Annotated in this window: 11 protein-coding genes; 2 read left to right on the top strand and 9 right to left on the bottom strand. The window is 44.7% G+C overall.

What is annotated here, in order from left to right:
- Positions 1–2 precede the first annotated feature (2 nt).
- Entirely contained in the window at positions 3–1,154 is a 1,152-nt protein-coding gene (locus BacF7301_RS11835; RefSeq protein WP_167963034.1) for a lactonase family protein, read from the top strand.
- 175 nt (positions 1,155–1,329) lie between these two features.
- Here BacF7301_RS11835 and BacF7301_RS11830 read toward each other — a convergent pair whose 3' ends face one another.
- From BacF7301_RS11830 to BacF7301_RS11795, 8 genes are all read right to left on the bottom strand, one after another.
- Positions 1,330–3,831: a glycoside hydrolase 5 family protein gene (locus tag BacF7301_RS11830; protein WP_167963033.1), complete on the bottom strand. Its 2,502-nt coding sequence runs from the start codon at positions 3,829–3,831 to the stop codon at positions 1,330–1,332.
- 11 nt (positions 3,832–3,842) lie between these two features.
- Positions 3,843–6,191: a beta-galactosidase gene (locus BacF7301_RS11825; RefSeq protein ID WP_167963031.1), complete on the bottom strand. Its 2,349-nt coding sequence runs from the start codon at positions 6,189–6,191 to the stop codon at positions 3,843–3,845.
- A gap of 45 nt (positions 6,192–6,236) precedes the next feature.
- Positions 6,237–7,748, bottom strand: coding sequence for a RagB/SusD family nutrient uptake outer membrane protein (locus tag BacF7301_RS11820; RefSeq protein WP_167963029.1), 1,512 nt, complete (start codon positions 7,746–7,748; stop codon positions 6,237–6,239).
- A 12-nt stretch (positions 7,749–7,760) separates the two neighbouring features.
- Positions 7,761–10,853 carry a SusC/RagA family TonB-linked outer membrane protein gene (locus BacF7301_RS11815; RefSeq protein WP_167963027.1) on the bottom strand — a complete coding sequence of 1,031 codons (3,093 nt, stop codon included), beginning with the start codon at positions 10,851–10,853 and terminating at the stop codon, positions 7,761–7,763.
- A 13-nt stretch (positions 10,854–10,866) separates the two neighbouring features.
- Positions 10,867–12,237 carry a hypothetical protein gene (locus tag BacF7301_RS11810; protein ID WP_167963025.1) on the bottom strand — a complete coding sequence of 457 codons (1,371 nt, stop codon included), beginning with the start codon at positions 12,235–12,237 and terminating at the stop codon, positions 10,867–10,869.
- A 12-nt stretch (positions 12,238–12,249) separates the two neighbouring features.
- The gene (locus tag BacF7301_RS11805; RefSeq protein ID WP_167963023.1) at positions 12,250–13,866 is read right to left on the bottom strand and encodes a glycoside hydrolase family 53 protein; all 1,617 of its coding nucleotides are present in this window, start codon (positions 13,864–13,866) and stop codon (positions 12,250–12,252) included.
- A 75-nt stretch (positions 13,867–13,941) separates the two neighbouring features.
- Positions 13,942–17,223, bottom strand: a complete 3,282-nt coding sequence (locus BacF7301_RS11800) for a DUF5107 domain-containing protein (protein ID WP_167963021.1) — start codon at positions 17,221–17,223, stop codon at positions 13,942–13,944.
- Positions 17,224–17,381: 158 nt separating this feature from the next.
- Positions 17,382–18,764: a sugar porter family MFS transporter gene (locus tag BacF7301_RS11795; protein WP_167963019.1), complete on the bottom strand. Its 1,383-nt coding sequence runs from the start codon at positions 18,762–18,764 to the stop codon at positions 17,382–17,384.
- 171 nt (positions 18,765–18,935) lie between these two features.
- Between BacF7301_RS11795 and BacF7301_RS11790 the strand changes: the two genes are divergently transcribed.
- Positions 18,936–19,826, top strand: a complete 891-nt coding sequence (locus tag BacF7301_RS11790) for an AraC family transcriptional regulator (protein WP_167963017.1) — start codon at positions 18,936–18,938, stop codon at positions 19,824–19,826.
- Here BacF7301_RS11790 and BacF7301_RS11785 read toward each other — a convergent pair whose 3' ends face one another.
- A complete protein-coding gene (locus tag BacF7301_RS11785) occupies positions 19,827–22,052 on the bottom strand; it encodes a beta-N-acetylglucosaminidase (RefSeq protein WP_167963015.1) in 2,226 nt (741 codons plus the stop codon).
- Positions 22,053–22,110: the final 58 nt, after the last annotated feature.

The following is a 22,110-nucleotide window of genomic DNA, read 5'->3' as shown; positions in this document are numbered from 1 at the left end:
ATATGATAAAATTTATCGCCACTATCTGTATAATCAGTATGACCACCATCAGTTGCACATCAAAAAAAACTGCCCGGACTGAAAGTTCCGAACCAGTGAATCAAGAGTTAACAATGCTCGTAGGTACATATACCGCAGGAGACAGTAAAGGAATTTACAGCTTTCGTTTCGATGAAGAAAACGGAACAGCCACTGCACTCAGTGAAGCAGAAGTAGAAAATCCCTCTTATCTCGTACCTTCTGCCGACGGGAAATTTGTGTATGCAGTCAGTGAGTTCAATAATGAACAGGCTGCCGCCAACGCATTTGCCTTCGATAAGGAAAAAGGGACTTTCAAATTGCTGAATTCACAGAAAACCGGTGGCGAAGACCCTTGCTATATCATTACGAATGGAAAGAATGTGATAACCGCCAATTATAGTGGCGGCAGCATCTCCGTTTTTCCCATTGCAAAAGATGGTTCACTCCTGCCCGCTTCCGATATTATAAAATTCGAAGGTTCGGGAACTGACAAAGAACGGCAGGAAAAGGCACACTTGCATTGTGTCCGTATCACTCCGGATGGTAAATACCTGTTTGCCGATAATTTAGGGACAGACCAGATACATAAGTTTATCATTAATCCGGACGCAAATACAGAGAACAAAGAACGTTTTCTCAAAGAGGGTTCTCCTGCCGCTTTCAAAGTGGAAGCCGGTTCAGGCCCCCGACATCTGACATTTGCCCCGAATGGCAACTATGCTTATCTGATAAACGAACTTTCGGGCACGGTAATCGCTTTCGAATATAAGGATGGAAACTTGAAAGAGATTCAGACAATAGCCGCCGATACAGTCGGAGCAAAAGGAAGCGGTGATATTCATATCAGCCCGGACGGTAAGTTCCTATATGCCAGTAACCGGCTGAAAGCGGACGGTATCGCTATCTTCCGTATCGACTCCGAAAACGGGAAGTTAACGAAAACAGGTTATCAACTGACAGGAATTCATCCGCGTAACTTCATCATTACACCGAATGGAAAATATCTACTGGTGGCTTGCAGGGATAGTAATGCGATTCAGGTGTATGAAAGGGATGCAGATACGGGATTACTATCGGATATACACAAAGATATAAAGGTAGACAAACCTGTCTGTCTAAAATTTGTGCCGTAACTTACGGTATAACTAACAAAAAAAGCTAGCTACAGCCTATTCAGACAAGGGATTATTCTCACCACAGTGGGAAAAAATACTCATTGCAATGAGAAAAAATTCTCACTACTATGAGTATTTTTTCTCATAGTAGTGAGAATACTTGAGAATTTTTGATAGGGAGTTCACTTGACTGTCAACGGAACAATAAATCTATTCTTTCTACAACAACTCCCTTATTCTTCTGATTTCCGATATTGTACAATTCCTCTCGAAGTGAAACTTGAACAAAGTCGATAATCTTCCAATCCAACGCAATACCATTATTCTCTTGTGCAGAAGCCGGATACCAATAAGGATTCACTCCCGGCCAATCCTGCGGTAACATAGCCGCCTTAGTCGGTACAAGGTCGGATACCGGAATCAGAATATCCGATGCTTCAGCTTTCAAATTAAACGCAGCACCATATCCTCTTCCCTCTTTATCTACAAAATTGCAAATGGCTTTATCAGTATTGTTCAATCCATAAGCGCGAATACGAATATATGCAGGAGCCGTCTTACTTTTACTCCGACAAGCTATCCGATCACCTATATAATGGGAAAAAGTCACATCACAAGGAGCTATATAATCTTCCTTTTTCTCCAAATCAGGAACAGAAAGCTGAAAGGCAGGCAGCAATTCCGGTCCTGATACTACCGAGCTGAATTGTGATTCAGGGCTCCTGAACGTGCGTGTACGACGGATATGCTTCCAATTGTCCTGTGGTCCTAAAAGAGACAAAGGAGTTGTTTCGTTTATCAGACGCATGGCGTAAGTAGCTTGTTCATAATAGTCCCACCGTTCAGGAGTGCAATACGTCTTTTCCGGAAACAAGATTGTATCATCTCCCGTATCTATGCCGAAATGATACTCATAATCCCCCTTAGCAAGCCAGCTTATATCGGCTTTCGCCGTATAGAAGAAGCCGTCTTCCGCCGTCATCGGTATGCGCTTGCATCCCCAAGGTTTCAGCATCAGATAAACATCTACCTGTTGAGGACGTTTGGGGCCGAACACCTCACACCGGAATGTCACCTCTTTATCAGCAGTAAACTCTGGCCATGTATGATTGGCTATTTTCCACTCTTTCATCGGAGTCTGATAGAAATCTTTGGCAGGAAGTTCTTCCCTGCTAACTATCTTTCCATCTGACAGCAGATATTTTCCGGGCAATACAGTCATTTCAGTTTCCAGACCGGGAAGCTTTATTTGAATGTTCCGTTCATTGTACGCTGATTTTCTTGACACCCTGTGTTTATTCAGCATTTTATAAGGATCATCTATATCCATTATATCAGGGTAGATTTCCAGTTGCCAAGTATTATCATCCTTTTTGTCAAGAAAATAAATACCTGTTCCCGAATAACGGACTACCGGAGAAGAGCCTACCCCGGCAATATGCTTCAATGCTACCGGATTTTTGGGACGGGCGGACGTAGTATTTGAATAATAGAACATATCTCCGGAGTTTAATTCGCTCAACTGCTCATCGTAATTCACCCGGAAATCGCCGAAAGTTCTGTTGTCCGGATAATACCCGAAGTGTTTGCCACGCGGGATACGACGCATCACTTCAGCGGCAATCATACTGCTTACCGCCTTTGAAGGAGTAAAGACCATATTGAAAAAATGAGTCTGCCAACCTAAATTCATCGGGGCTGTACGCAGCATATCATAAGAAAAGATGGCAGCAAACTGGATACCGCCCCTACGGAATTCACGTGCCATAGCCGGGAGCATAAAACCGGTAGCCATATCCGTTGCATCAAATTCATAAACGATTTTTGCTTTTCCGCGTAAATCAGGATAAAGCATCTGCTCGTAACGGTCAACGAACAACAAGCCGTTTCCTTCAATGGAATAATTGTTATTCAACGCACTCGGATACCAGGCATGAGTAGAACCTTGTATATCCGATTTCCGAATAGCAGGAGCTACACGGAAGTCCTGACTGACATTGTAGAAAGTCAGTTTTTTACAGCCCGTACTGCGGATTGCCTTGCACATCCGGTTGATATAACGCACCATACCGGAAATGTCTTCCGGGAATTGGGTCGGTTCGTTGATAAGTTCGACAAACAGAATGTTCGGTTCATCCTTCAGGCAGCGACCGGTGTAAGGATTACGATGATTGAGCAGTTGCTTCATGTAATTTTCCTGTGCACGAATAGCTTGCTCGTTGTGTATCAGTGTATTTTTAGGATAATATTTGGCCAGACCGGTATTTGTTGTATCACTCATTTCCGGCCATTGCGAATTATAGGTCACGATAGGGCTAAGCAACATATAAATATCCCGTTTATCCGCTTCGGCAATCAGATAGTCCAACAGATGCAAATGTTCATTCTCTTGCAGATTACCCTCACGATCCGTATTCTGATAGTCTCCCCAAAAGCAGAGACGTAATCCGTCCCAGTTCATTCGCTTGAAATGTTCCAGGTCTTCCACAATCATTTGCTTACGTTCACCGCCAACATAACCTGCCGCACGAAAATCGCAAGCAGAAGGCAGGCAATAATTGGCACCGAACAAGGCTACTTCCTTTTTATTCTCCGTCCAACGTACCACGCCTTGCTTGTCCATATATACCTTCTCGGCACAATACCCCATTGTGCTGAGAAGAGTTACTAATAATATTAATAAGCTTTTCCTCATAAACTTATGAACTATTTACTTATCCTCACTTGATATTGAGGAATAATCTCCACGTTCTTAATTTCAAGCACTTGGTTATTTCCTTTAAAGTCAGGAATAGCAGACTGGGGCAAATCTTGCAGACAAGTAGCATCCGAACGCAAAGGACGGAAGTAGAACGACATAGCTTCTTTGTTCATCATCTCTTTATGGCGGTGAAGACCAATCATCCATGGTTGGGCATGCCAGAATTCATCCTGTACCATCTTTCCACCGAGGAAGGCCATTGCCACATCACCCGTGTAATCTATCTTCATGAAGTATTCATTCACTTGCGGGGTATGAACGGTATCACTGAAAGCTACGGTAATACGACGAGTGGTTATCTTCTCTACACGACATTCGGGGCTGACAGGCTGAACCTGTACTGTTTGTGATTGCCATCCTTTTGCCGAAGGGTACAAGATATAATCAAAGGCGTTATTTCCAAGTTGTTGCAGGGTGATACCTTCTGCCGTCGGTAATACGGTAGCTGTCGTTATCAATAGTTGCCCGTCCACCTTGATGGCATTAAGTGCCTGTTCATGATTCAGTGTCGTAATTTTTATTTTCTTACCGTTACGGGGTGTGACAGTAATAGTACTTTTCAGACCGCTTGTGACGGTGTATTTAGCCTTACCTTTGACGGTGCGGGCATCAAAACAATATTCCGGTTTCATACCTTCCGGGGCGAAGAAAATATAATGGTCGATACCGTTATCATTGATTTTCATCAGAGGTTGTGCCGTTGCATAACGGAGTCTGGCACTTCCGAGCATCAAGTTGAATGGCAGAACCATGCTTTCATCTTTCGGCAATGTAAAAGTTCCCTGTTCAGGTATGCGTAGTGTTTCATTCCGAAGATTCAGTTGCAGTTGCAGACCGTCCATATCATGCCGCAATGTGTCATGGTCCTGAAAGTTTATCATGAAAATGAATCCGCTGTCGTCTTTCATCCGGGCAGCATAACGCAAGTCATCACGATTTTCGGGTGTCATTTTATCCCAACCTTCCGGTAATACGGTTTCCATAGGAGCAAGATTACTGCCGAAGTCGGCAAGAAACGAATGGATGGTGCGCAGGTAACGATAAGACGGATGCTCCAGTCCGAATTCGCCAAGAGGAGCCTGGAAATCATAGGAAATCTTGGGCATACCCATCGGCTCATCTTGATAGCTTCCTATGTTATCTTGACGTAGCGGAGTGCTTCCTCCGTGATACATATAATATCCAATGCCGTTGCTTCCGCTACCGAGCGTACGAATCATCAACGCCTGTGCCGCACGTGCCGTAACGATAGGTCTGCGTCGGTAAATCATCTGTATTCCTGCACCCATTTCCGCACAGAACGAAGGAAATCGTTCTGCGTCGTAACGCACCGGAGCATAATCAGGCACACGGTGTATGTCTTTGAACATGCAGAACGGCGACATTTGCGGTTCTTCCCAGAAAGGATACGTGTAGGCGGATGTCACGGGGATTGCTTCATTGTCGATAACAGCCGCATTTCCCCAGCCGGTAGCTGTATAGAACGGAGTGATAATACCTTCTTCTTGTGCCATTTTTTTAAGGGTACGCATATGTTCCTCTCCAAGTTCGGCGGTAGTGACTTTCTTGTCCATCACACTTACGCCAATCATAGCATAGTCTATGTCATAACTTGCCACTGTAAAGTCCAACGGTTCGCCGGGATAATTCACTCCCCAGGGAGATGCAGAATGCTGCATCTCATTTTCCAACTGGCAACCGATGATCGGACCGCCATCCTTATAATACAATCCTTGCAGTTGCCGGCCTATCTCGCCATAAAGTCTTTTTACATAAGAGAGATATAAGGGTTGATTGCTACGTACATCCACCGGACGGGCGAAAAGCCAATCGGGTATGGAGCCGTTACGTATTTCACCGTGGCAGAAAGGACCTATGCGTACTATTACCGGCATGTCATGTTTCTTGCAAAGTTCTATAAAATGGCGTAAGTCTTTATTGCCGCTCCAGCAGAACCTGCCTTCCTCTTCCTCATGTAATCCCCAGAAAATATAGGTTGGCAATACATTCACCCCACCGGCTTTCATCTTTACAATCTCCTGTTCCCACTGTGCACGGGGATAACGGGTAAAGTGGAACTCTCCCATAACAGGTATCACAGGCTTTCCGTCGATAGACATATAATAGCTGTTTACGGAAATATTTCCACCCGACGGGTTACTGCCCCCCATCTTGAGGTGTCCCGTATATATAGTCTTCTCTTTCGCCGGAGCGGAAAGCTCATAAATCTGCTGTGCATGAAAAGTGGTTGCATATAGAGCAAACGCTAAAGCTGCATAAATTTTCTTCTTCATAATATGTGTTTTTAATGATGTAATTCTTATGTATAAGTCTTATTACTATCTATCATAATCATTTTGCTTGATAGCCCCTTTCGACTCATCAATAAAACTCTGTGGAATCCAGAAACGGTTGTGTCCTTCGTGCACATTGAAATAGCCGCGACCTTCGGATTTATTAATGGCATCAATGCGATTATTGGCATATTCCACATACTTTCCGAAACGAATCAAATCTTGACGGCGAAGCCCTTCGAGATAGAACTCATGACCGCGCTCCAAAAGGATGGCTTCATTGAAGCTTTCACCGGAAGCTGTTTGAGCATCCTCCAGTTCCGGCAATCCGGCACGCTTGCGTACACGGTTTACCAAACCGACGGCTTCCGTCGTAGGACTGCCCTCATTACGGTTGATACACTCGGCAAGTGTCAACAGCACATCAGCATAGCGATAGATAACCACGTCAATGCCGCTTTGTCCGTCTTTCATATCCGGATCCATACCGTATTTCAAGGGTAGCGCACCTTTTGCCAACTGAGCGCTGTTCGAGCGGTCTATCTTTTCTCCATTTTTATTCGTATAAGCAGTCACTACGTTCTTCAGACGCAAATCGCCTTCTTCAAATGTACCATAAAAATCCCAAGGCATTACATATCCACCCCAACCGGTAGCCTTTTCAGCCCAAGGATAATCGGCGGGAAGCACTTCAGCAGTCATGTAGTTGGAGTACCAACTGGCGGTATTATTACAGGCCAATTGCAGAATCACCTCATTGTTGCCTATTCCCTCTTTGGAGAAGATATAGTTATAATCAGGTTGCAGGCTGTACACACGTCCTTCCATCTCTAACAATTCACGGGCTAAAGTTTCCGCTTTATCAAAGTAGCCTTTTATCATGTAATATTTCAACAGAATCATACGTGCCGCCCCTTTCGTCATACGTCCGCGTGTCTCCGCCACTTCGGGCAAATCACGGATTGCATCGCGCAAGTCCGTTTCCATCATCGCGTCATATTCTTCTTCCGTCAGACGGGGAAGATAGACAAAAGTCTGCGGGCCGTCCAACACCTCATCCGAAGCCACCGGCACAGGACCGAACATATCATAAAGGTAAAGCCCCATCCATCCGCGCAAAGCCTTCGCCTCACCTGAATAAAGCGCTTTTGCGTCTTCACTCACCGGAGAGTTTTCAATACGACGAATGGTATTACGTGCTTTCGAAAGAAAATTATAACGCTCGAAATTTGAGTAAGCATGATTCTGAATACTGCCTCCCACAGTAGCATACCACTGCTGGAAATAAAGTTCATCTGACTCCCACGCCCAGCAACACCAAAGCACATCAGTCGTCATATCACCTATTACTTGATACCCCATATAATCTGCCGAATAAACAGCCTTGAAATCACCGGGATTAAAATCATAGTAAAGCGAGTTTACCGCCAGTTTCAAGTCAGTCTCCGTCTTAAAGAAGTTTTCCGGAGAGATTTCGGTATAGTCCAAACGTTCCAGTTCACAGGAAGTCATCGATAACAGCATCAAGGCTGTTGCTATATATTTCATTGTTTTCATACCCAGTATATATTAGAATTTCACATCCAGACCAATAGCAAATGAAGACTGATTCGGATAAGCTCCGATACCGTTTCCAGTTTCAGGATCCATTCCCTTATAAGGAGTAAATACGGCCAGATTGCGCCCCGCGGCATACAGCCTGACTGAACGAATCTTATTCTTAAACCATTGGGCAGGGAAAGTATAACCAATTGACACATTATCCAAACGCAGATACCAAGCCTTTTCGAGGAAAAAGTCACTCTTCTTGGGGTCAACGCCCGAAGAAGCTTCCGCCACACCCGGCAATGTACCCATAGGATTGGCAGGCGACCAACGGTTCTTCACCTCATCCAAAACATTGACGCCATACGTTATGTCTTCGATACCATAAATGGACTGCAACTTAATATCGTTCACCTTCCATCCGTTCAGCGAACCATAGAGGTAGATGTTGGCGTCCCAGTTTTTCCAGCGGAAAGTGTTGTTGATACTGAAAGGAATCGGAGTACTATTTGCCAGTACCACCATGTCAGCTTCGTCGAGCACGCCATCCTCTCCCGTTGTACGGATATAACGTCCTTCACTATCACGCATTTTTTCTCCCTTCTCATCGAGTTTGTAACCGTTCAAATCCTGATACAGAATAGCTCCGGCACCGGATTTCTGGAGATGGTTGTAAGTGTGGTCCATCTGAATCAGACCATTCGTTCTGTATCCGTAGATGTTGTCCCATCTTTCCACATAATCCTGGTAGACAGCAGGAATGAAGTCCGGGTCGCGTTTTGTTGTGTGATTACGGTAATAGGAGAAATTGATGTCGGTAGTCCAACCAAAGTTCTTATTATCGAAATTCACGCTGTGGATACCAATATCTATACCACGGGCACGATAAACGGTCGCCGAATTGTAATCTATCTTCTTCACTTCCTGATAGGACATCAAATTTTTCTCCAGAATGACATCCTTACGCAGACGTTGGTAGAGGTCGACAGACCCGGACAGACGGTTGTTGAAGAAACCGAAATCAATACCGAAGTTATAGTCGGTCAATGTCTCCCATTTCAATTTATCATTGCCCAGTTTGGAGATAGCCATACCGTTTACCAGGCTTCCGTTAGGTGCAAATGCACCTTGCGAAACTTTATAATAGGTATTGATACCGGTGAGGTTACCCGCATTACCAGTTTGCCCCACACCCGCACGGAGTTTCAGGTTGCTCAACCAACCGATATTCTTCAGCCAGTTTTCTTCATTCATACGCCAGGCTGCCGATACTCCCGGAAAAGCGCCCCATTGATGCTCCTTCGAGAAGTTGGACGAACCGTCTACGCGAAGATTGACAGTCAGGATATATTTGGATGCCAGCGAATAATTCAGACGTGCAAGGAATGAAGCCATCTCACTGGCTCCCTTATACGAGCTGATAGTCGGTTTTTCCTGCTCACTTGTCCCGATATTGTTCATCAAAGAACCGTCATACGGGAATTGTGAAGCGACAATACCCATCCCTTCCCAAGACGACTTCTTATATTCAAAACCAGCCATCAGGTTCACGTCATGTATTTCATTGAATACTTTCGTGTAATTGGCAATCACATTGAACAAGTTCATTTGAGATTTCGCGTTTTGCTTGGAAGCCTGACCATCCACACTATATCCTTTTTTGGTCGTGGTAGGAATGTATTGGTCGGCCTGCACATCTTTCATATCAAAACCGACAGTAGCTTTCAGCAACAAGTCCTTGATAGGCCGGAACTCCAGATAACCACTGACAAAAAGGTCACGGCTCACTGTCTGGTCAGTAATATCCAATAACGAAACCGGATTCGGATAGATGTCACGAATCGGATTAACGGAATATTTACCCTCTTCATCACGTATCGGTACGGTAGGAATAAATGTCATAGCCGAATATATCAATGCTGAATTATCCTGCCGGGCATCACCCAACGGTACATCATGATATTTTATCTGCGAGAAAGTAGAATTAATACCGGCTTTCAACATACGGTTGATAGTCTGGTCAACATTCAAACGCCCGGTGATACGGTTCATCGAGTTATTCTTTGCGATTCCCTGATGGTCATAATAACTCAATGAGAACAAGTATTTCGTGGCGTCCGTACCAGCAGAAACCGAAAGATTATGTTCATTAACGATACCTACACGGGTTACTTCATCCATCCAGTTTGTTCCATCACCTACGAAATTAGCAATCTGCCCGTCAGTATATTTCTTTTCATCCCCACGCCCCAGTTCATCAAACACTTTATTCTGTTCAATCATGAAATCACGTGCCTTCAAGAAATCCGGCGCATCCTTGATATACTGGAAAGCAACCGAACCGGAATAAGAGATATCGGGCTTACCAGTTTTTCCTCGTTTGGTGGTAATCAGAATCACCCCGCCCGAAGCATCCGAACCATAAATAGCAGCAGCCGAAGCGTCTTTTAAAATATCAATTGTCTCAATATCATTGGGATTAAGGTTAATCAGGGCGTTGTCTTTTTCACCGCCACTATATGCCGTTCCTGCTGTCACTGTTTTTGTTGACAACTGCGGCACACCGTCAATGACGATCAACGGACTTTGTCCCGAAAGTCCACCACGAATGGAGATATTCATCGAACCACCCGGATTGGCACTGTTTTGTGTGATATTCATTCCCGACGAACGTCCACGCAACATGGAACCTACCGAAGCAGATGCAGCCGTCGGCAATTCATCGGCTTTTACGGAAGCTACCGCACCGGAGATACTACTCTTTTTAGTCGTACCATAGCCGACTACTACAATCTCATCCAATGTTTTAGTATCTTCTTTCAAGATAAACTCCATCGGTGTAGCGGACACTTTCTTCTCTTGAGAAATGTAACCGATATACGAAACGGTAATCGTTGCTCCCGAAGGTACGTCCGACAAGCTGAACTTACCGTCCAAATCGGTAATGGAGCCGTTGGTAGTACCTTTCACGACTACACTCGCACCAATAATAGCTTCACCAGCCGGGTCTTTCACCAGTCCCTTCACTTGGATATGTTGTGCCATCAGTGAAGTTGCCAATAACAGGAAGGTAAAAAAGAATCCTGTCCTCGCACATATTGAATATATTGTTTTCATAGTTGTTCTCTTTTTATTCTGTTACTTTCTTGATTGTAGCCCAAAGAATAGCTGTATCGAAGGTGATTTGCACTGCACCGTCATAGTCGCTTGCATAGCTTGCCACACTGCCACCTGCGCTTGTAGTATCTTCCCACCAGCCGCATCCGGTTGTGTCGCCCCAATAGCGGAGAACATATCCCCAGTCGGACACACGGGCTGCATAGTATTGGCGCGTACCTGAATAACTGCCGATTTGGTGCAAAGTATAAGTATAGCGATATCCATTACGCGCCATCTCTGTAGCAGGCGTACCCCAATCGGCAAAATCACTGAAGCCACAGCCGGACACTGTGAGCGAGCCTGTATAGGTTGTCGCTGAAGTTTCTAGTTTCCACATGCTATAAGTATGTGCCTGCAAATCAATCCAAACGCCATAATAACCTGACTCAGCAACCGTAACAGGTACCACATAATCATTGTTATTCATCAGTTTTGAATTAACGTAAGGACTTACACCGAAGAGGTCACCGTCCATTGTCTTCTCCGCCGTAAAATAGATTTGAAAGTTCGCCTTGTCTGCATAAATTTTTCCTTCATATTGGTATTCTCCCTTGCGGGTCATCGGTGCATAGTAACCGTCGAGGTAGTCGTCAGCTTTCTCTGAAGCATTAACCACCCACATTACAGGGTAATCTTCGAATGGGTCTTCCTCCTCTGCCAACATAACAACAACCGTAGTAGTGACAACAGTTTCATTGTCTCCGGCATCCGTTATCGTCAAAGTGACAGGAAATTCTCCCGTAGTAAAATCAATAGTACGTTTCAATTCTCCACTACGCCCGGTTACTTTTACCGTCTCATCTATTTGCATACTGGGGATTTGAAGACGAATATCTTTCAACTCGCGGTCATCGGTGAACTTCACATTCAGATTCCAACTTCCTTTATTTGCAACCGCGTCGAAATCCACTGCTATCCGCGACGGCAGTTGAGTTTGCATAACCGGACTCTCCATATCCGCTACATAAGTCAACAGCACCTTTTTCTTGCTTTCCCGACCGTCTACGTCCCGGATAGTAATCAATAAATGTTCTTCAAAACTAGCGTTTTTCGGCACAATGAGTTGATAATCATAATTAAATACTTTAGGCTTTTGCACACCCAATTCATACACCTTATGAATCCCCCATTGTTCACAACTTAATGTGACACTTTCCAATCCTACATAATTAGATGCGGTTCCTGATACCAAAACGGTGTCACCGGGAAACGTCTCTATCTCATCACTCATTACATAAAGACCGGGAGCCACATCTTCCTTATCATCATCGCAACCGACAACAAAATACATAAGTGCCAGCAACAAACTGATTTTTCCGAATCTACTTAAAATATTCTTCATGGCATCTTCCTTTTAGTTGTTATATTTGAATGCATCCAATACTTCCAATCTATTTCCTTCATAACCAAACAAGGTGGTATTGCTCACATAATTCTTGGCACCCAGTTCCCATCCCATGCCTTCCACTTCGATGAAGATAGGATCCCAATAAAGAAAACCAAGTATGCGGCAGTCTTTCGCTTGCTTTATTTCTTTGATTTGTTCAAGCATGAAGTTTTTCTGTCCAAGCGGGGAGAAATCCAAATACGGCCCGTTGTCCGACAACTGTCCCTGAGTTCCGTCAGGCAAAGTCTTGTCCCAGCTATATCCTGTTTCCATAATCAAAATATCCTTATCAAATTTGGCTGTGATATAATCCGCCCATTCACGCATTTGTGCTGCCGTATTTTTCGTCCAGAAAGGATAATAAGAAGTACCGATTATATCATATTTCGTATTTCTTTTTTTCAGTTCACCATAATACCAGTTATACAAGTCTTTATCTCCGGCACCTGCCGAGTGAATAATGACCTTTGAATCCGGTGATACAGCTTTCACTGCATCATAACCAGTATTGAATAGTTCGGAAAGCTGTGCAAAATTGTCACAACTTCCATCCGGATATAACATGCCGGCTTGTACTTCATTACCCAACGAGACAAATTCGGGAGTCGTCCCCTGTGCTTTCATCTTATTCATGAAATCAAAGGTAAAATCGTAGAGTGCTTTTTTAAGTCCTTCAAAGTCGAGCCCTTCCCATTCATGAGGTTTGTTCTGGTCTTCTCCATTTGTCCAGTAATCACTATAATGGAAAGTCAACTGTATCTGCATACCGGCTTGTTTGGCTCTTTTTGCCAGCCGCAAAACATCTTCCGGCCCTGAAATACCTGCGGGCAAACGGTTGGAAGGAGAATAATCCGGATTTCCCGGGTCATTATACAGACGGAGACGGACAATGTTGAAACCATTATTCTTCAATATTTCGATACAGTCCTTTTCTTCACCGTTTTCATAGAATTTTCCACCCATCTGCTCCACGTAAGTCAGCTGTGAGATATCACCGCCTTTCAGCAAATTATACTCCTTCTCTGTTTTCTTCAAACGCAGTCCGTCAAAGCGACTCCAGTTTCCTTCAGCCGATTCGCTGTGGATTTCAATATCACATTTACCGCCTTCTACTTTTATTCCACGCACATAGGAGCGAACCCAGGTAGAGGGAGATGCTTGTAATGAAGTCATTTTCTTAGTATCAGCACCGGCTGCCACATAACAGGATATTTGTCCTCCGGTACTCTTATAATAGAACTCAAGGTCATAAATACCATCTTCCAAACCGTTGACAGTCTGACGGGTGGATACCGTATATGACGCAGTTGCTCCATAATGTAAAGCATAGTTGCCTTCACATCCCCCTTGCACCACTTTTGCAGCAGAATAATCCCCGTTTACTGTCCAACCTTTAGGAGAAGCTATTTCGGCAGCGTCTTCTTCAAAACTTCCGTTAGGTACTTTCACCACTGTAACAGCAGGTTCGGGGTTAGCGACTGCTACCGGGTCGTCCGAACATGCAGCCATACTGCACACAACGGAAAAGCTAATTGCAATAAAGCCTGTGATTTTCATGATTAAACTGTTTTTAATATTTCTCATGTCATTGTTATTTAAGGTTTATATAAAAAGGAGCTTGTGACGATGCTTACAATAAAACATCGTCACTAAGTTGTCCTATCCTATCAGGCTCCGGAAAGCCTGAATCCCCTGATGATTAATATCCAATCTTTCTACCTCACTTAATAACCGGAGGGATTTCTCCTTCTGGTCCAGTCCCCAATATCCTAATGCCATCATATATTTGCAGTGAATTACGTTTCTTATCGTCAAGTCATCCTCCCAAATCAACAAGTCGGGTAGCGACACTGCAAAATAATCCATTTTAATCTTGTCAAACAAGTGTTTTTCGCCGTAAGAGGTCAATTTATGAAAGCGGCCGTTAGCCTCATCCACACGCCCGAGTTTCAATAATGCCAAACCTTGATAGAATATTTTATCGGGTTTCGCATCGTTGTAGTACATAGCAGCAGCCGGTTCGGTAGGCCCGATGATTGCCTGTTCCCAACACTCCACAGCCTTGTCATGTTGCCCCAATCCTTCGTAGGCACAACCCAGGAAGTAGTAAAAATCGTTTTCCTGTGCACCATACAATTTGCCTTCACCAAGATGATGCGGATATTCCAGGCATTCTTCCAATAATGTGATAGCTTCCTTATAATTACCGGCTACCAATGCCTGTTTTGCTAATTCCACACGTGCCAGTTGATACTGGGCAGGCACTTTTCCTTCACCGCCCTCCCAGGGATGGAAGTTATGCGCATCCAATACAGCTTTCGCCTTTTCGTACTCTCCCGTCTGATTCAATAAGGTGATTTCTTCCAATATGAGGTCATCACGCTGCTTAATCAAATCAGGATATTGTTGTAGGAAAGCAAGACGTTCTTTGTGTGAACGACGGACACGTTTGTAAAGTTGGTCGAGTTCCATCAAGATACGTGCGTCGGTTGAGTCAAGGCGGAAAGCACGTTCCATACACTCGATGGCTTTTGCCTCCTCATTTTTCTTATTGAAGAATGCCAGAGCCAGGTTACGCCATACAGTCGGGAAGCTATCGTCCAGTCTTGCGGAAGTTTCCCATGCCTCCATAGACAAGTCGTACTGGCGCTTGTCGTAGTAAAGATTGCCCAAATAGTAAGGAGCTCTCGCATCGTTCGGATTTTGTTCCATGGCACATTGCAAGGCAAGAATTGCTTCCAACCGGTTGGGAAAACAGTAATCGGGACATGCCTTGACTGCATCGTCAAATGCTTGTTTCACTCCGGGCAGTCCTCCCTGATGCAGGCACCAACCCAAGTAATAGTAAGTCATCGGAGTAACAATACCCTCGGCAATAGCTATATTCCATAAGGAAGCAGCTTCCTGCCAGCAACCTGCGGCACAGTAGTCGAGAGCTATTTCATCATAGTTGTGAGGTTCGCCACGCATCATCTCTTTCATGACAGACAGTTCATCGGCTACGTTCGTAATCAGGTATTTCTCATAACGACAGCCAAAGTTGAATTTATCAATAGCCAATGAATCTTCAATCAGTTGCAGGGCCTCTTCGGTTTTGTCCATCCGGCGGAGAATAGCAGTTTTCAGAGCACGGGCTTTATGATTATGCCAGTTGCGGATAAGCGAGCGGTCTATTTCGTCCAGTGCATCCTCCAAACGACTTTGCATGGTAGAAATCTGCGCGCAGGCAAAGTATCCCGCATCCTGCCAGGCGGCATTCCAACAAGATTTATAGAAACGGTCGTAAGCCTCATTATAGCGTCCTTGGTATTTCAGAGCAAGACCGAGATTATAAATCGGTTCTCCGTCGTATGGATTCGGATTGCGTTTCTGTAAAGTCTTTACGGCTGTAAGCAGGTATTGCTCCGCTTTATGGAAACGGCCTTTACGGATATACCACAGACCAAGCGCGTTGTTATTACGCACATCAATCGGATCACGGCGCAATGCTTCTTCGTAGTATTCTACGGGATTGTATGTGGCGTGTCTGTACTGTTCCAAGTGTAAGCCGGTCAGATAAAGCTGTTCGGTAGTCTTTATTTCTTCCGGGAGCAGGGCTGCTTCAGCAGCGTCAGGAATCGGCTTCACTTCTTCCGGTTCCGCATGCCAATAAAGTAATTCCTTTCCGTTTGCTGTGATTTCAAGAATCAGTTTATCGAGTTTCTCACCTTTCACATTTACTGTTTCATCCAGTAGTTCTTCCGGGGTGATAGTCACTTCCTTACTATAATATACTTTACCGTCTTCTCCTTTCAACACAACATTTACCGTTTGGCGTGAGGTAGCAAATATCTTGAAACGAACGCTGTCCTCCCCTTCCGGTTCAATGTTCATCAACAAGTCTCTGCTGGCATTCTTCACCACTCCCAATTCCCGGTAAGGCAGGAAATATTGAACGAAGTTCTTTTCTTCGTAAGGTTGCAGCCAGGTAAAGTCCGGTTGGTTTTCGGTATATACACCTGCCATTAGTTCAATGTATGGCCCGTCCTCGTCAGTCAGGTTACGATCCCATGCGCGACCGAAATCACCATTTCCCCAAGTCCATTGTTTCTTGCCCGGAGAAATGTGGTGGTTGGCTACATGAAGCATGCCGGCACGGGTATCGTTCTCATATCCGCCCTCGAAGTTAAAACGGGAGTTGACGGCCATATAGGAAGTAGGAACCTTGATATTCTTATAGTTCGAGATATCTACTCCGGCAGAATAGTCCATCTTGTAGTACGTACCCGTTGCGATGGGGAAACTGGACACGGCACGTTTTCCATGGTCGAACACGGCATTGATATCGGGCGGGAATACACTCTGATAATAGTCGTTCACCGCTACGGCAGGGTTTGCCCACCACAGGAAGGTCTGCGGCACTTCGGTACGGTTGTAAAGCACCCCTTTGATTTCAAGAAAAGCATGTCCCGGACGAAGCGTAAAACCTGCCATTCCTTTCTGGTGGAACATACGTTCCATTTCATTCACCCATACCGTGACACTTCCGTCGGCATTTTCTTCAATAGTCGTATCTACGGGCATGTAGGTGCTGGGGCGGTGATGTTGAGGCCAGTTAAACTCAATGCCACCTGAAATCCACGGTCCCGCAAGCCCTACCAGAGCAGGCTTTATCACATGGTTATAATAAATGAAATGACGTTCCTTTATTTTATCGTATGCCATCTGTACACGTCCGCCTAGTTCGGGCAGAATCATGACCTTAATGTATTCGTTCTCGATAAAAATAGCATTGTATTCCTTATCCACTTTCTCATCGGACATCGATTCAATCACAGGATAAGGATATACGACCCCGCTGCTGCCTTGATACACACGCTTCTCCAAGAAGATTGGATTCTTCTCTGGTTTGCCTACTTCATAAGTAGGAATAACCACTTTTTCTTTCCATGCTTTTACCATCGTATTATTGATTATAAATTTGTTTTTTTATTCGTTGACAAAGAGATCAAGAGACAAAGAGGGTCAGGGACAGAGAGATCTTACATTCTCCCTGCCTGATTGATGATGTTATCCAATACCTATTTACTTACTTGTTAATTTGCCAACCTATTGTTTTTTTATTTGATTAAATCCTTTTCCAATGCTTCCAGTGATTTGCCTTTCGTTTCGGGCAACGCACGGAAGAAGAACAAATAGCCGACAGCACAAATGGCCGCATAAATCCAGAATGTACCGCTGCTTCCCAATAAATTATTCAGTAGCGGGAAAGTGTATGTCAGCGTGAAACTACCTACCCACAAAGCAAACGTACAGGTTGCCACCGCAACGGCACGCACCCGGTTCGGGAAGATTTCGGCAAGCAGCACCCAAGTGATAGGTCCCAATGACATTGCATAGCAAGCGATAGCCAGAACTACGAGTACCACCATAAAGAATCCGCTTACTTCGAAGAAATAACAAGTGCCAAGAATGAGATAAATGCCTGCCAGCCCTCCGGCTCCCAACAGCATCAAGACACGACGTCCCAAACGTTCGACTGTATAGATAGCCACAAAAGTAAAGATTACATTTGCCACACCCGTCACCACAATATTAAAGAGAACATCTCCCAACGAATATCCTGCAGACTGGAATATCTCCTGCGCATAATTGAAGATTACATTCGTACCGCACCATTGCTGGAATACAGCCACAATAATGCCTAAAACAAGTACCTTGCGGAACGGACGACTGAATAATAGCCGCAATCCTCCTTCCGACTTCGAAGAACCGGTTTCTTCCACCAGACGAAGTTCCTGGTCGGCATAATCGTCACCGCCTATTTTACTAAGCACATTCCATGCTTTCTTTTCTTTTCCTTTCATCGCCAGCCAGCGGGGACTTTCGGGGATGAAGCATGCCAACAACAAGAATATCGCAGCAGGGAAGGCAGCCGCCCAAAACATCCATCGCCATCCCATCTGCCCGTTCCATGAAGCACAAATATCCACAGGGGAAAAGTCAGCGGGAATAGGTTCTGCAATCAGCCAGTTAGTGATTTGAGCGCCCAGGATACCGAGTACAATCGTCAATTGATTCAGCGAGACGAGTTTTCCCCTGATTGACGTAGGAGCTACTTCGGCAATATACATGGGAGAAAGTCCCGAAGCGATTCCGATTCCGATACCGCCTAAAAAACGGGCTGCCAAAAACCAACTAAATGCGGAAAACGCTCCGGTAGCGTAAGCGGAAGACAAGAATATGAAAGCAGAAATTATCAGGAGAGGCTTACGTCCATAACGGTCTGCCATCATGCCTGCCACCATAGCGCCAATCAAACAACCGAGCAAAGCCACGCTCATGGCAAGTCCCTGCATGGCAGGTATATCAGCAATATCAAAATAGAGTTCGTAGAAAGGCTTCGCTCCCCCTATCACCACCCAGTCGTAGCCAAAGAGAAGTCCGCCCATCGCAGAGACTAAACATATAAAATAGACAAACTTTTTATTATAACTTTTCATACCATTAGAAGATTGATTAATTGATACTGCAAAGATAGAGCATGTCAAGAGCATAAAAAATAGAATTTCATTCGATAAAGATGGACAATCTTATTTTTTGCAGTTTATTTGATAGATAAGATACATTGTTATATATTTGCGCAGAACAGTCGAATCATATACTATGAGATTATGGTAAAGTTGAAAGATGGATTTACCGGGGAAAGAGCTTTAGTGCTTCCCCGCATTATCGTTGACAAAATGGAAGAAGACCCTCTCACTTCCATGCTACACATTACTGACATCGGATATTATCCGAAAGCCAAGCATCATTTCCGGGAACGGAAAGAGCCTGTCAACCAATATGTATTTATCTATTGCATAGACGGAGCCGGATGGTATCGCATCGGTGACCAGGAATATACGGTATCCGCCAACCAGTATTTTATCCTCCCTGCGGGAGTTCCCCATGCCTATGCTTCCGACAAATCGTGTCCATGGACTATCTACTGGATACACTTCAAAGGTATCCTTGCACCGTTTTATGCACAGGAAGCCGGCAGACCGATGGATATTCAGCCCGAACTACATTCACGTATCAGTACCCGGATTAACCTGTTCGAAGAAATATTCAACACACTGAAAAACGGATATAGCAATGAGAACCTGCGCTATGCGTTCTCCATGTTCCATTTCTACCTGGGAACATTACGGTATATACAGCAATACCGTAACGCCGCAAACAATGATTCACAGGAAGACGAGAATATAAGCGAACTGGCGATTCATTATATGAAAGAAAACATGGAGAAACATCTCACCTTACAGGATATAGCCGACCAAATCGGGTATTCTCCTTCTCATTTCTCCATGTTGTTCAAAAAGAAAACGGGGCATAGCCCACTGACTTACTTCAACCTATTAAAGATACAACAAGCCTGTCTGCTGCTCGACACAACAGACATGAAAATTAACCAGATATGCTATAAGATAGGTATAGAAGATACCTATTACTTCTCCCGCCTGTTCAGCAAAATCATGGGAATGTCGCCACGGGAATACCGCAAGTCGAAGAAAGGGTAATTACATCCCCTTTTCTATCGTCAGCACGAACTGGCGCAGATACACTTCCTGTTCCTCATTGCCCGTATTGGTAAACCGGACAAACTTCACCGGAGCTTTCTGCAATCCCGCTGTAAGCTTGCTGCCTTTTTGTTCCAGGTCTATCGCCTTCCATTCCTTACCGTTTACGGAGATTTCAAAACGTCCCCATACAGATGGTTCTTTCTTTCCGAAGTCGATTTGTATACTCTCTGCCGGATAAGTATTATCCAGTTCTATTTCAAGCATTTTTCCCGCTCCCCATTTCACCACTTCATTGGCGGGTGAAATAAGCACCCGGTTCACTTTTACTTGCAGCGGCAGGTTCTTTATTTGTTCCACATCACTAATCAGTTTATGCGGCATATAGTCTGTTATAGCATCCAGAGAAGTTCCGTTCTTTTGATTATAGCGTTCGACGGTAATTGCAAAGGTACGGTCAATCAGTGGTTTTATCACTCTTGTAGCCGTCTTTACTCCCGGTTGGTAGGGATTCTGATTATATGTCTGGTCAATGTCAAACATTTGTTGCTGTAAGGCTTTCACATGGTTGTACTTCCGAAGGAAATAAGAATGAGAGAAGTCACCCCAGCTCTTTACCATATTCAATACCTCTTTTCCCGTTTCAGCCAGCAGTCTGAACTGATACAGCCAAGGGGTTATCTCTTGAATCAAGGGTTTATTTTCTGTATTAATCAACAGAATATCAGCGGACTCTGCCATGCGTTCGAATGTATTCTGCAATGCTTCGAAATCCGCCGTTTCGTATTTTCCATTCTCCACATAGCCCTTAAGGAAACGTTCGACAGCAGGTTGAATGTCCTGTGATTCTTCACGGCGGTACAGATGTCCGTTGACACCCAAGTCGGAATTATGTATAGCGAAACATTCAAGCTCTTCCGCAGCATCCGGCAGGATAGTACGGATAGCATCTTTCCACGTCTGCCAGGTATCATACTTCGTTGGGTTCCAGGCATAGCTTGCCACACTGTAAATAGCAATTTTAGACGCTTCGGCATGCTCCATCGGGTTTGTGACGAAGCCGGACATCTGACCGGAAATCGTGGTGTCGTTACCATAAACCGGACCGAGAAGCAGATGGTCGCGTACATAATCGGATACAGGGAAATTCCACCAAATGTATGCCGGACGTTTGATGCGTTCGTTAATCCAGGAGATGCCGTCACGGGTAATGTCGGAGACTACACGGTCGCCCGTCCACATGATTTGGATGGAAGGGTTCAGTTTCTCTCCTAAGGTAGTCAGGTAGTTACCTTTCGGGTTCGACCAGCTTTTATTATATTCGGTGGGACACATGATAAGCGGAGTCACGTCCGGTTTCGTCTGTACAAAGTTCTCGTCGATATAGTTCAGAAGTTCCGCCTGCTTCTGCGGATTGGTTCCTTCGCCGGAAATATCATCAAAGAAGACGGCGAATGAACGGACTCCGAGTTGGTACATTTTCTCGAACTTAGTCAGCAGTATATCGCGGTCCTGCTGATTCCATTTGATATCCTGTCCCGGATGGATGGCCCATACAAAATCAACTTCATTGCTATTGGCTACCGCTACCAGTTCCTGCAACTGCACAGCTTCCTTTTCGGGATAAGGCAAACGCCAATTAGGGGCGCTGTGATACGGGTCGTCTTTCGGACCGTATATATAGGTATTCATTTTGTTTTTGCCATAGAACTTCAGTTGGCTGAGACGCGCCTGATGACTCCAGGGAGTCCCATAAAATCCTTCCACTACACCCCGATAACGGACGGAAGGATAATCCTTAATCTCCACTTCCGGCAATTTTCCATCTTTCAGCAGTTGCGCAAAGGTCTGTAAAGCATAATAGGTACCCCGTTCGTCACTTCCAGCCAGTACGATTTCCTTGTCGGTCACTGACAGATAATAGGCTTCATCACGATTAGGAATCAAGCGGCTATACTTCCGTACACTCTTGTCACCTTTCTCACCGATATAGATACGGAGCCCTTGTTTGGTGCTTTGCTTACCTGGAAGCAGTTCTTTAAGGACTTCCACAGCATGCGGACTTGCTTCTTTTTCACCTTCCAGTTGATAGATGGCAGGCAGGTCGATGGTCTTGTCACGGGTAATAAGCTCTTGGGGAGCAGGTTGTAAGTTAATATTCTGCGAAAATGCAGTTACGGCGCATAGGAGACAGGCTCCCAGAAAATAAATCTTGTTGTTCTTCATAAGTAGTAATATGGGGGTTAGTTATTAGAACATAAACAGTTACACAAAGGAATACAAA

The sequence above is a fragment of the Bacteroides faecium genome (assembly GCF_012113595.1).
Lineage (GTDB): Bacteria > Bacteroidota > Bacteroidia > Bacteroidales > Bacteroidaceae > Bacteroides > Bacteroides faecium.
The sequence above is the reverse complement of the archived record's forward strand: the minus strand, read 5'-3'. Positions and strand labels throughout refer to the sequence as shown.

Bases quoted from the DNA above. Each gene is read 5' to 3' on its own strand.
- BacF7301_RS11815 (WP_167963027.1), bottom strand. From the start codon at position 10,853: ATGAAAACAATATATTCAATATGTGCGAGGACAGGATTCTTTTTTACC.
- BacF7301_RS11835 (WP_167963034.1), top strand. From the start codon at position 3: ATGATAAAATTTATCGCCACTATCTGTATAATCAGTATGACCACCATC.
- BacF7301_RS11785 (WP_167963015.1), bottom strand. From the start codon at position 22,052: ATGAAGAACAACAAGATTTATTTTCTGGGAGCCTGTCTCCTATGCGCC.
- BacF7301_RS11800 (WP_167963021.1), bottom strand. From the start codon at position 17,223: ATGGTAAAAGCATGGAAAGAAAAAGTGGTTATTCCTACTTATGAAGTA.
- BacF7301_RS11790 (WP_167963017.1), top strand. From the start codon at position 18,936: ATGGTAAAGTTGAAAGATGGATTTACCGGGGAAAGAGCTTTAGTGCTT.
- BacF7301_RS11830 (WP_167963033.1), bottom strand. From the start codon at position 3,831: ATGAGGAAAAGCTTATTAATATTATTAGTAACTCTTCTCAGCACAATG.
- BacF7301_RS11810 (WP_167963025.1), bottom strand. From the start codon at position 12,237: ATGAAGAATATTTTAAGTAGATTCGGAAAAATCAGTTTGTTGCTGGCA.
- BacF7301_RS11820 (WP_167963029.1), bottom strand. From the start codon at position 7,748: ATGAAAACAATGAAATATATAGCAACAGCCTTGATGCTGTTATCGATG.
- BacF7301_RS11795 (WP_167963019.1), bottom strand. From the start codon at position 18,764: ATGAAAAGTTATAATAAAAAGTTTGTCTATTTTATATGTTTAGTCTCT.
- BacF7301_RS11805 (WP_167963023.1), bottom strand. From the start codon at position 13,866: ATGAGAAATATTAAAAACAGTTTAATCATGAAAATCACAGGCTTTATT.
- BacF7301_RS11825 (WP_167963031.1), bottom strand. From the start codon at position 6,191: ATGAAGAAGAAAATTTATGCAGCTTTAGCGTTTGCTCTATATGCAACC.